This window comes from Lactobacillus agrestimuris (assembly GCF_943193025.1).
Taxonomy (GTDB): domain Bacteria; phylum Bacillota; class Bacilli; order Lactobacillales; family Lactobacillaceae; genus Lactobacillus; species Lactobacillus agrestimuris.
In genome coordinates, this window is sequence record NZ_CALPCQ010000014.1 from 41,756 (window position 1) to 52,448 (window position 10,693).

Genomic DNA, 10,693 nt, shown 5'->3' on the forward strand with positions numbered 1-10,693 from the left:
GGATATAATTATGCAAATTTATTTTGTTAGACATGGGAAAACTGAATGGAATTTAGCAAGTAGATTTCAAGGCGGTCACGGCGACTCACCACTTTTGGATCAAAGTTTAGAAGATATTAAAAAGCTAGGTAAGTACTTAAGAGGTACAAAATTTAGGGGGATATTTTCAAGCCCCTTACAGCGTGCGTTTAATACCGCCCAGGGAATTGATGATGCAATGAATGCAAACTTACCTGTTGTTATTGATGAACGTCTTAGAGAGTTCAATTTAGGCGATATGGAAGGTATGTTATTTGATGATGCAAGTAAGAAGTATCCAGTACAGATGGATAATTTTTGGCATCATCCAGATAAGTATGACCCTACGGAACTAAATGGGGAAGATTATCCTCATGTAATTGCGAGAGGTAAAGATTTTGCTCAAGAAATGGCTAAGCGTTTTCCAGAAGAAAATGATAAGATCTTAGCAGTAAGTCACGGAGCAGCATTGTCTGCTATTATGGGTGGATTATTAGGTTACCCACTAAAAGATGTGCGTAAGCGTGGAGGCTTAAGTAATACGAGTTTAACCATCCTGGAAACAGATGATGGTGGAAAGAGTTTTAAACCTGTTTTATGGAATGAAACTAGTTATTTAGAAAGAAAATTATCAAAAACGGATTCACTATAATGAATAAAAAAATATCAGACCTATATAATTCGGGCAATGTTGACGAAGCAGTCAAATTATTGATTAAAGAAATAGATTCTCATCCTAAAGATACAGAAAACTATTTACAGCTTTCGACTTATTTAATTGAGCAAGGGAGTGTTGATCAGGCTCAACAATTATTAGAACAAGCACAACATTTAGTTAAAAATCCAATAGACTTAGCTTATAATTTGGCAGTTTGTTATTACATGCAAGGTGATTTTGATAAAGCAATTGCGTTACTTGATCAGGTTCCAAATGATGATTTAACCCTTTATCAAAAGGCCTTAGTGTACTTTAAGTTGGGACAACATCAAAAGGCACTTGCATTTGCTCTAACTATAAAAAATGTCGATGAAAAGGTTAAAGAACTAATTGGCGATATTTGGCTTGGGTTAGGGCAATTGGAAGATGCAGAAAAGACATATAAGTCTATTCCAAAAGATAAAAGAACTGCAAAAATATATTTCTTGCTTGGAATAACTGTTTTTTCAAAAAATCGTGATCAAGCTGAGAAATATTTTAATAAGTCTAAACAAATGGATTCGAAGTACTATCAGCAAGCGAAGAATCAATATGGCTCGATTCTAAAATTAATTAGTGACAAGGGTAAAAAAGATGAGTAATAGTTTTACCGGAAAAATTAATAATATTGTTTTTGAAAACGATAAGGATCTATATAAAATTTTAGATGTCGAAATAATTGGCAAATTAGAAGATTATTCTAAGGATTCTATCAAAGTAGTGGGAAATTTTGGTGATATTCAAGTTGGTTCAAATTATGAATTTACCGGTTTTTTTGTTGTTCATGAAAAGTTTGGAAAACAGTTTCGAGCAGAAAAGTATAAGCAAGTACTTCCTCATGAGGAGGGAAGTTTAACAAAATATTTAAGTTCAAATAAGTTTCCTGGTATTGGTAAAAAGGCTGCAGAAAAGATTATTGATGAAGTTGGTCTCAACGTATTAGATGTCTTAAAAGAAAATCCCGCTAAAATTGATACGCTTAATTTGACCGCAAAACAAAAAGATAGTTTGTTGTCTGGAATTAATACAATGGACTCTTTTTCAGAAGTTACTTTAAAATTGGCCCAATTTGGACTTAATCGAAAAGTGGCAACGCGCTTATATCAGTTGTACCATGGTGAAACAGTTGAAAAAATAAGAAAGGATCCGTACTTTGCAATTGCTGATGTTTCTGGTTATGGTTTTAAAATAGCTGATCAAATTGGTCGAGAATTAGGTATTTCTGCAGATGATCCAAAAAGAATTGGTGGAGCAATTTTTCAAGTCTTAAATGATGCTTTAAATAGTGATGGTAATACATATGTTGAATTGTCAACTTTATTAGAAACTGTCAAGGAATTACTCAATTTAGACTTATATGATCCAATTGCTGAAGAAGTTAATACGCTCCAAAGTAATGGAAAAATTGTAGTAGATGGTAATAATGCTGCTTTAAGCAATATTTATCAAGCAGAGCTAGGTATTGCTCGTTCTATGAAACACTTAGTTGATAGACAGGATAACCAAGAAAATGAGCAGTATGATGAAGATAAGATTGAATCTGCAATAAACGAAGCAGAAAAAGAGCTTGAAATTGAATATGATCAAACTCAAAAATTGGCAATTAAAAACGCAGTTAATAGTCCAATCTCAATCTTAACAGGTGGTCCAGGTACCGGTAAAACTACTATTATTAATGGAATTATTTTAGTTCTTCGCAAACTTGCTGATATTCCGGCTTCAGCTTTATATAGCGATGATCCTCCTTTTCTTTTAGCGGCACCTACAGGTAGAGCAGCAAAAAGAATGAGTGAAATTACTGGAATTGCTGCGAAAACTATTCATAGATTGCTTGGGATGGGAATTGGTGATAATAGTATTGATGACTTGAATGAATTGAATGGGGAGATATTAATTATCGATGAGATGTCGATGGTTGATATGTTCTTGTTTAGACAATTGATTTCCAGCATCAATATGACAAGACACATTGTTTTTGTCGGGGATAAAAACCAATTACCTTCAGTTGGTGCGGGAAATGTTTTTAGTGATTTAATTAAATCTAAGGCTTTTCCGACTACTATTCTTAAACAAATTCACCGACAGGGAGATGATTCAAGTATTATTACCCTGGCACATGATGTAAATGAAGGCAGTAACCCAGATATTTTATTTAAAAAGACTAAGAACTATTCTTTTATCCCATGTAAGCCAGGCCTTGTTGGGGATGCAGTAAGACAGATTGTAGAGCTTGCCTTAAAGCGTGGCTTTAAAAAAGATGATATTCAAGTATTAGGTGCGATGTACCATGGTATCGGTGGAGTAAATAATTTGAATGATATAATTCAAGAAATTATGAATCCACCGACAGAAAAAAGCAAGTATCTTGAAGCTCATGATGAGATTTTTCGAATTGGTGATCGAGTTTTACAATTACAAAATAATTCTGAAAAAGATATATATAATGGGCAAATTGGACAAGTAATTGGTATTGATGAAGATGATTCTAAAGCATGCTTAATAGCTGATTTTGATGGACGAGAAGTAGAGTTTGGTAGAAAAGATTTAATGGATTTAACTAGAGCGTATGCAATTACAATCCATAAATCACAAGGCTCAGAATTTCCGTTAGTAGTATTGAATTTAACAATGCAAAATTATGTCATGTTGAAGAGAAATCTTTTATATACTGCTATTACCCGTGCTGAGAAAAACTTGGTTCTTATTGGTGAGCCTAAAGCATATATTACTGCATTAAATACACCTGGAAATGATCGGAAAACGGGTTTAATAGCTAAATTACAGAAGTTGTTAGGAATTGAATCCGAAAAGACAAAATCAGTAACAGATGGTGTAAAAGTAGGTGAACAAGACCAAATCGCTTCGACCGAAAGTTTTACCAATGAAAACCAGGATTATGTTCTAACAAAAGAAAAAATATATTCTGGTTTAATTGATCCGATGATAGGTATGGAAGGAATTTCTCTAAAACCTTAAATCAAAAAGTGCGTAAGACTTATAAATCTTACGCACTTATTTTATTTTTGGTTTTTATTTCTTGCAGGAACTGTCTTTTTGATCATATTTAAGCTAGATGCTGTAAGGAACAAAACCAAAAAAGAACAGATAGTTAGTAAAATATGTAGCAATATGGTCATCCTTTCGATATCATCTCTACAGTGAAAATAATAGTTAATAAATGTGAATTTTTTATGATGATTTATTTACGAATTAAATAAACCAAAATATATTGACTGATAATAATAGAATTGGGTAAAATTTCATTGTTAGAGTCAAATCAATGCCATAATTCCTAAGTTTTAAACTTAGGAATTTTTCTATTTTTTTCAATATAAACTTGTAAAATAAAAGAACGAGTGTTATTATTTAATAAGTACGTGAGATAGGCTCATGTGCAACTATACAATATGTTTCTTCAAAGTCGCCTAGGTCTCTTAAATGGCGACTTTTTTTATGGTCAAAAATTAATAAATAAGATATGATAATAGGGTAATAGCTATAGAAGAGGAAAAGTAATGATTAATAATGCTGACGATATAAAATTTATTAAAAACGGAATTGGTAATTGGATCAGTGAAAATACTCAGATTATTCCTATAAGTGATGATACCTATGAAATTGCAACAACTGAGATTGACTCTTATGGAGATACGATCTATTGTTTTGTCAAAAAAATGGAAGATCTTTACCAAATAGGGGATGAGGGTCGAATTTTATTCAAACTAGATCCAGGTGCTGATGATGTGGATCTTTATCGAACAGCAGAAGAAATTGCAATTGGTGCAGGTTTTGATTTTGATGAAGAGACTTGCGAAATATCTGTTACAACAGATAAAGATAATTTGGTTCAAGCTATAATTAAGTTGTCGCAATTACAGATAGCAATTTCATATTTAGGATAAACTTATAATACAAAAAAAGAAATGTATCAAATTAGTGATACATTTCTTTTTTTATTTTTGTAAATAAAAGTGATCAATTTTAAAGCTTATGTCATAGGTAGTTTTTGGACCATTTTCTCCATCAATTTGGCAATACTCCTTATTATAAGTCTTAACTCGAATTTCTTTTGCTTCAATACAATGAAAATGTGGATCGTTGACATGTGAACCATCTTTAAAAAGTTTTGCAAAGAGACGTAAAAATTTACCTAGACTAGGTTTTTGAACTACTATTGTCGATAATCTATGATTATAAATATTTGCACTAGGTAAGATAGGGACGCCACCGCCAAAATAAGGATGATTCGTTGTAGTTGTAAAATAAACATTATCAAAGTGTTTTTCGCCTTGGTAATCAAATACACTTACTGAAAATGTATCTTGATTTTTTAAAGCATTAAAAACATTTATGATGTAGGTCAAATTTCCAACATGGATTTTGTTAAGCTTCCTTTTAAGAGAGTGGGTATTGGTACGATTTACGATATATGCATCAAAGCCAATTCCAAAATTATTAACAAAATAAGTTCTAGAAGTATTTAAATCATTATCGATAAAAGAGCCACAGTCAACCATTTCTGGCTTTTTTTGTTTTACCAAATTTGCTAATAATACTTCAGGATTATTAGTTAGTTTTGCTGCACGAGCAAAATCATTACCAGACCCCGCAGGTAAATATGAAACTGGAGTTTCAGGATGGTTTGATCTTTTTATTCCGTTGACTACTTCATTAAGGGATCCGTCTCCACCAATAACTAATAAAATTTCCTTTTTATTATGTTCTTGATCGGAATATTTTTTTGCAATTTCAGTAAGGTCACCAGGGCGTGAACTACTATATAAATAATTTCTTATTTTTCTTTGAATTAGCAACTTTTTTAATTTTGAAAAAATTTTAAGTGCTTTACCATTCCCAGCAACAGGATTTAATAAAATATGTATTGTGATATTATTAGTCATTTTTATTCTTGAATAAAATAAAACCCCCGAAAAGGGGATTTTTATATTAGATTTTTATTTTTTCTCAATAATCATCGGCAAAATCATTGGTCGACGTTCAGTTTTAGAATACAAGAAGTCAGAAAGATTTTCGATAATAGCTTTTCTAATATCACTATCTTTTGGCTTGTCTGATTTTGCCATTTCATTACGCAGTACATGGTAAACGTGTTTTTGAGCTTGGCTGATTAATTCAGTTGATTCTCTCATGTATACAAAACCACGACTTAAAATATCAGGTCCTGCAAGAACACGCTTATGTTTATAGTCAATAGTTGCAACGGCAACCACTAATCCTTCTTCAGAAAGGATTTGACGATCGTGAACAACTACATTACCAACATCTGCTGTACCAGAAGTATCAACGTAAACATCTCCGGCAGGAATATGTCCAGCGATTCTTGAGCCTTCTGGGCTAAAGCAGACAACTTCACCATTACTTAAAACAAAAGTGTTTTTTGCAGGAACTCCAGCTTCTTGTGCCAATTCAGTATGGATAACCTGCATACGATATTCACCGTGAACAGGAATCATGTATTTGGGTTTAGCCAATTCAACCATCATCTTAAGTTCTTCTTGACCACCGTGACCAGAAGTATGGACGTTATTTACACGACCATGAATTACATTAGCTCCACCTTCCATTAATTTATTAATAAGGTGGTTAACGCTCAATGTATTTCCTGGAATAGGGTTGGATGAGAAGATAACAGTATCGTTTGGTTGAAGACTAATTTGTCTGTGAGTACCATTTGCAATTCTGGAAAGTGCAGCCAATGGTTCACCTTGAGAACCTGTACAAAGGATCATAGCCTTCTCAGGAGGAGTACGGTTAATTTCATCTGCATCAACAATTAATCCATCAGGTAGATCTAAATAGCCAAGATCAATACCATTTTGAACACCATTTTCCATACTTCTACCAAAAATCGCCACTTTACGGCCCGTGTCAATCGCAGCCTTAATTGCAGTTGATACACGATATAAGTTTGAGGCAAATGTGGCAAAAATGATTCTACCGTCAATTCCAGTAATTATGTCATGAAGAGATTTAGCAACAAATCTTTCAGATTTTGTAAATTGTGGAACTTCAGCATTTGTTGAATCTGACAAGAGTGCAAGTACGCCTTCTTGACCAAGTTCTGCCATCTTTTGAAAGTCTGGAGAAGGTTGATTCATTACAGGTGTAAGATCAAACTTGAAGTCTCCTGTAAAAACTACAGCACCTAATGGAGTATGAACCGCAATTCCTAAAGTATCAGGAATTGAGTGGGTAGTTCTAAAGAATGAAACGCTAAGTTTCTTAAATTTTAGAACGGTATCTTCGTGTTCTTCATGAAGTTCAGTGGTATTTAAAATCCCATGTTCATCAAGCTTGCCTCTAATTAAAGAGAGAGCGAATGGAGTAGCGTAGACAGGAATTTCAGGAATCTTTTCAAGAAGAAAAGGAATTCCACCAATGTGATCTTCGTGTCCGTGACTAACTACCAAAGCCTTGATCTTTTTTCTGTTCTTCACTAAATATGAATAATCAGAGATAACGTAATTAATACCTAAAAGGTTATCTTCAGGGAATTTAATACCACAGTCCATAATGATGATTTCATCTTGATATTGGACGCAATACATGTTTTTACCGATTTCGTTTAAACCCCCGATTGCGAAAACGGCAACTTCATTATTTTTAATTCTCAATATTATTACTTCTTATCGAACGACGTTAATTTGAAATCAGCGTGTTCTTGTTCGTATTTTAATGAGTTTCCAGTTAATTCTTGGATGAGTTCAATGTTGTAGGGGGTGTTATCCTCAACCATAATTCTGGCTTCTACTTGATTGTCAGCCTCAATGTAGAGTGTTTGAGTGGTTTCTCTACGTGGGTTAACAATCTTGTCTTTTTGATATAAAACTTTGTAGATCATAATTATTAATCTCCTTATAAATTGTAAAACGTTCTAAATAATGAGTATTCAAAAAATACTCAATAGCTAATAAAATTTTATCATATTTATAGGTTCAAGTATAGAAACAAGTTTAGAGCCTTTTTTAAGAAAAATATAAAATTAAATCACAAGTCCCATTGACTTAAAATAACGTTAGATATAAGATAAAAAATGTAGTAAGTATAAAACTCACTTACTTGTGTTGAGAAGTCTCTTCAATCTTCTTAATTCCCTAATTGATTAAAGGCAAAGTAGGTAATGCCTTTTTTTCGATAATAAAAGCACCCAGTTTGGGTGCTTTTTTATTTATCTATTAAAAAACAAAATTTTGATTTAAAAATAACTGATTAAGAAATAACGATGGTATCATCATCTAAAGCGAAAGGATTTTCTTTATTAATTCTGTCATAGAAAAGATGTCCATTTAAGTGATCGATCTCGTGGCTTGCGACAATTGCAGGATAATCTTTTAAGCGAATTGTTTTTTCCTCACCGTCAACGGTGTAGTAATGGATGGTTAATTTATCGGGTCTTGGAACATAACCATTAATAACTTTATCGACGCTTAAACAACCTTCTCCTTCACTTAAACAAACTTGACGGACGGATTCAGAAATAATTTCTGGATTTACGAAAGTTTCTTTAAAGAGAATATTTCCTTCATCATCTGGTACCAGAAGTGAGGCCATTTTTACTCCTTCACCAACTTGTGGTGCAGCTAAACCAACACCTGCACGAAGTTGATGTTTTTCAGCGATCTTTGGATCTTGAGAGTTAACCAGGTATTCCATCATATCGTCAGCAAGTTTTCTGTAGTGATCACTTAATGGAAAAGTTAAATCGTCTGCAACTCTACGCAAAACCGGATTTCCATCACGAGTGATATCTTTCATTAAAATCAATTTTAAGTCTCCTTATATATTATTTTGTCTATATTATTTGTACCATAAATTAAAGAAGTTTGTCGAAATTTTAAAACTAATAATAAGTTTCCTTAAAACGTTGACCCTATTAGTTGTAGGTGGTAAAATCATAAATCGAAACTATAGAGATTTTAAGCACTTCGATGAGGCGCTTCGGCGCTACCGAAACTGTGACGAAGTCACAGTTTTTTTATTGAAGATCGGGAGGATTATACTTTTGTCAGAAAAAAGAAGAGACGATTTAAGAAATATCGCCATTATTGCTCACGTTGACCACGGTAAGACTACTTTAGTTAACCAATTACTTAAGCAATCAGATACATTACCAGAACACATGAACCTTGAAGATCGTGCAATGGATTCAAATGATATCGAACGTGAACGTGGTATTACTATCTTGTCAAAGAATACTGCTGTTAAGTACAAGGGGACTACTATTAATATTTTAGATACTCCAGGACACGCAGACTTTGGTGGGGAAGTAGAACGTATTATGCACATGGTTGATGGTGCACTTTTACTTGTCGATGCATATGAAGGTCCAATGCCACAAACTCGTTTCGTTTTGAAGAAGGCTTTGGAAGCTGGCGTTAAGCCGATTGTTGTTATGAATAAGATCGATCGACCAGGTGCTCGTCCACAAGAAGTTCTTGATGAAGTACTTGAATTATTCATCGAACTTGGTGCTAATGATGAACAACTTGACTTCCCAGTCGTATATGCTTCTGCTTTGAATGGTACTTCATCATACGATCCAGATCCTGCTAAGCAAGAAGAAACAATGGATCCAATTTTTGATACTGTAATCAAGAACATTCCAGCCCCACTTGATAATGATGATGAACCACTACAATTCCAAATTACTATGCTTGATTGGGATGACTATGTAGGTCGTATCGGTGTAGGTCGTGTTTACCGCGGTAAAGTTAAAGTTGGTGACAACATCACTGTTATGAAGCGTGATGGATCAACTCAAAACTTCCGCGTTACTAAATTATTTGGTTTCTTCGGTTTGAAACGTAATGAAATTAATGAAGCTAAAGCAGGTGATATCATCGCTATTAGTGGTATTAATGATATTTATGTTGGTGAAACTATTGCTTCTGCTGATAAGCCTGAAGCATTGCCAGTTCTTAAAATTGATCCACCAACACTTCAAATGGACTTTGTTGCTAATGACTCACCATTTGCTGGTCGTGAAGGTGATCAAGTAACTCCTAAGAAACTTGAAGATCGTTTAATTCGTCAAACTCGTACTGATGTTTCATTAAAGGTTGAACCAACCGATCAAATTAATGCATGGACTGTTTCAGGTCGTGGTGAGTTGCACCTTTCAATTTTGGTTGAAGAATTACGTCGTGAAGGTTTCGAATTACAACTTTCACGTCCAAAGGTTATTTACCGTGAAATTGATGGAGAAATGTGTGAACCATTCGAATCTGTTCAAGTTGATACTCCAGATGAATATGTTGGATCAGTAATTGATTCTCTTTCACAAAGAAAGGGAACCATGCAAAACATGGAAACTACTGGTAATGGCCAAACTCGTTTGGAATTTTTAGTTCCTTCACGTGGCTTGATTGGTTATAACAATGAATTTATGTCTCAAACTGGTGGTTATGGTATTATGAACCATACTTTTGATTCATACAAACCAGTTGTTAAGAATTGGGAACCAGGTCGTCGTAACGGTGCTTTAGTATCAATTAACCAAGGTCAATCAACAACTTACTCACTTCAATCAGTAGAACAAAGAGGTGTATTGTTCATTGGTGCTGGTGTTGAAGTTTACGAAGGTATGATTGTTGGTCAATCAAGTCGTGAACGTGATATTGCTGTTAATGTCACTAAGGGTAAGAATTTAACTAACACTCGTGCTTCTGGTAAGGACCACGCAGCGGCTATTAAGACACCTAAGAAGCTCACTTTGGAAGAAGCAATTGAATTCTTGAACGATGACGAATTATGTGAAGTAACTCCTGAATCAATTCGTTTACGTAAACAAATTTTGAATACTTCAGAACGTCAAAAGGCAGATAAGAAGCGTAATCGTAACTAATAAAATACTTATTATGAAAAAGTCACTACTTCATAGTGAACTGAGACCCAAAAGTTAGACGCTTTTGGGTCTTTTGTTATGTCTAAATTATCTAAACAACAAAAATTAGAAAT

At 33.7% G+C, this 10,693-nt stretch carries 9 protein-coding genes; 5 read left to right on the forward strand and 4 right to left on the reverse strand.

All coding sequences use genetic code 11. The features are described from left to right. Nucleotides 1-10: 10 nt before the first annotated feature. The 4 genes from NFR82_RS05710 (at nucleotide 11) to NFR82_RS05725 (ending at nucleotide 4,617) form a co-directional block, all read left to right on the forward strand. Nucleotides 11-670, forward strand: coding sequence for a histidine phosphatase family protein (locus NFR82_RS05710; protein ID WP_251717332.1), 660 nt, complete (start codon nucleotides 11-13; stop codon nucleotides 668-670). Continuing rightward, nucleotides 670-1,317 (forward strand): tetratricopeptide repeat protein, encoded by a 648-nt coding sequence (locus NFR82_RS05715; protein ID WP_251717333.1) that lies wholly within the window; start codon nucleotides 670-672, stop codon nucleotides 1,315-1,317. The genes NFR82_RS05710 and NFR82_RS05715 overlap by 1 nt, the downstream gene beginning before the upstream one ends. Further along, entirely contained in the window at nucleotides 1,310-3,691 is a 2,382-nt protein-coding gene (gene recD2 / locus NFR82_RS05720) for an SF1B family DNA helicase RecD2 (RefSeq protein ID WP_251717334.1), read from the forward strand. The genes NFR82_RS05715 and recD2 overlap by 8 nt, the downstream gene beginning before the upstream one ends. A 539-nt stretch (nucleotides 3,692-4,230) precedes the next feature. Then, entirely contained in the window at nucleotides 4,231-4,617 is a 387-nt protein-coding gene (locus NFR82_RS05725; protein WP_251717335.1) for a DUF1828 domain-containing protein, read from the forward strand. Between the two features lie 51 nt (nucleotides 4,618-4,668). Here NFR82_RS05725 and NFR82_RS05730 read toward each other — a convergent pair whose 3' ends face one another. The 4 genes from NFR82_RS05730 to def form a co-directional block, all read right to left on the reverse strand. Beyond that, nucleotides 4,669-5,616 (reverse strand): diacylglycerol/lipid kinase family protein, encoded by a 948-nt coding sequence (locus NFR82_RS05730; RefSeq protein WP_251717336.1) that lies wholly within the window; start codon nucleotides 5,614-5,616, stop codon nucleotides 4,669-4,671. Between the two features lie 54 nt (nucleotides 5,617-5,670). After that, complete coding sequence (gene rnjA, locus NFR82_RS05735) at nucleotides 5,671-7,350, reverse strand: ribonuclease J1 (protein ID WP_251717337.1); 1,680 nt, start codon at nucleotides 7,348-7,350, stop codon at nucleotides 5,671-5,673. Nucleotides 7,351-7,355: 5 nt separating this feature from the next. Then, on the reverse strand, nucleotides 7,356-7,577 hold the full coding sequence (locus tag NFR82_RS05740; protein ID WP_251717338.1) for a DNA-dependent RNA polymerase subunit epsilon: 222 nt from the start codon (nucleotides 7,575-7,577) through the stop codon (nucleotides 7,356-7,358). Between the two features lie 368 nt (nucleotides 7,578-7,945). Next, nucleotides 7,946-8,500, reverse strand: a complete 555-nt coding sequence (gene def / locus NFR82_RS05745; protein WP_251717339.1) for a peptide deformylase — start codon at nucleotides 8,498-8,500, stop codon at nucleotides 7,946-7,948. A 238-nt stretch (nucleotides 8,501-8,738) separates the two neighbouring features. Between def and typA the strand changes: the two genes are divergently transcribed. Further along, a complete protein-coding gene (gene typA / locus NFR82_RS05750) occupies nucleotides 8,739-10,580 on the forward strand; it encodes a translational GTPase TypA (RefSeq protein WP_251717340.1) in 1,842 nt (613 codons plus the stop codon). The last annotated feature ends 113 nt before the right edge of the window (nucleotides 10,581-10,693 follow it).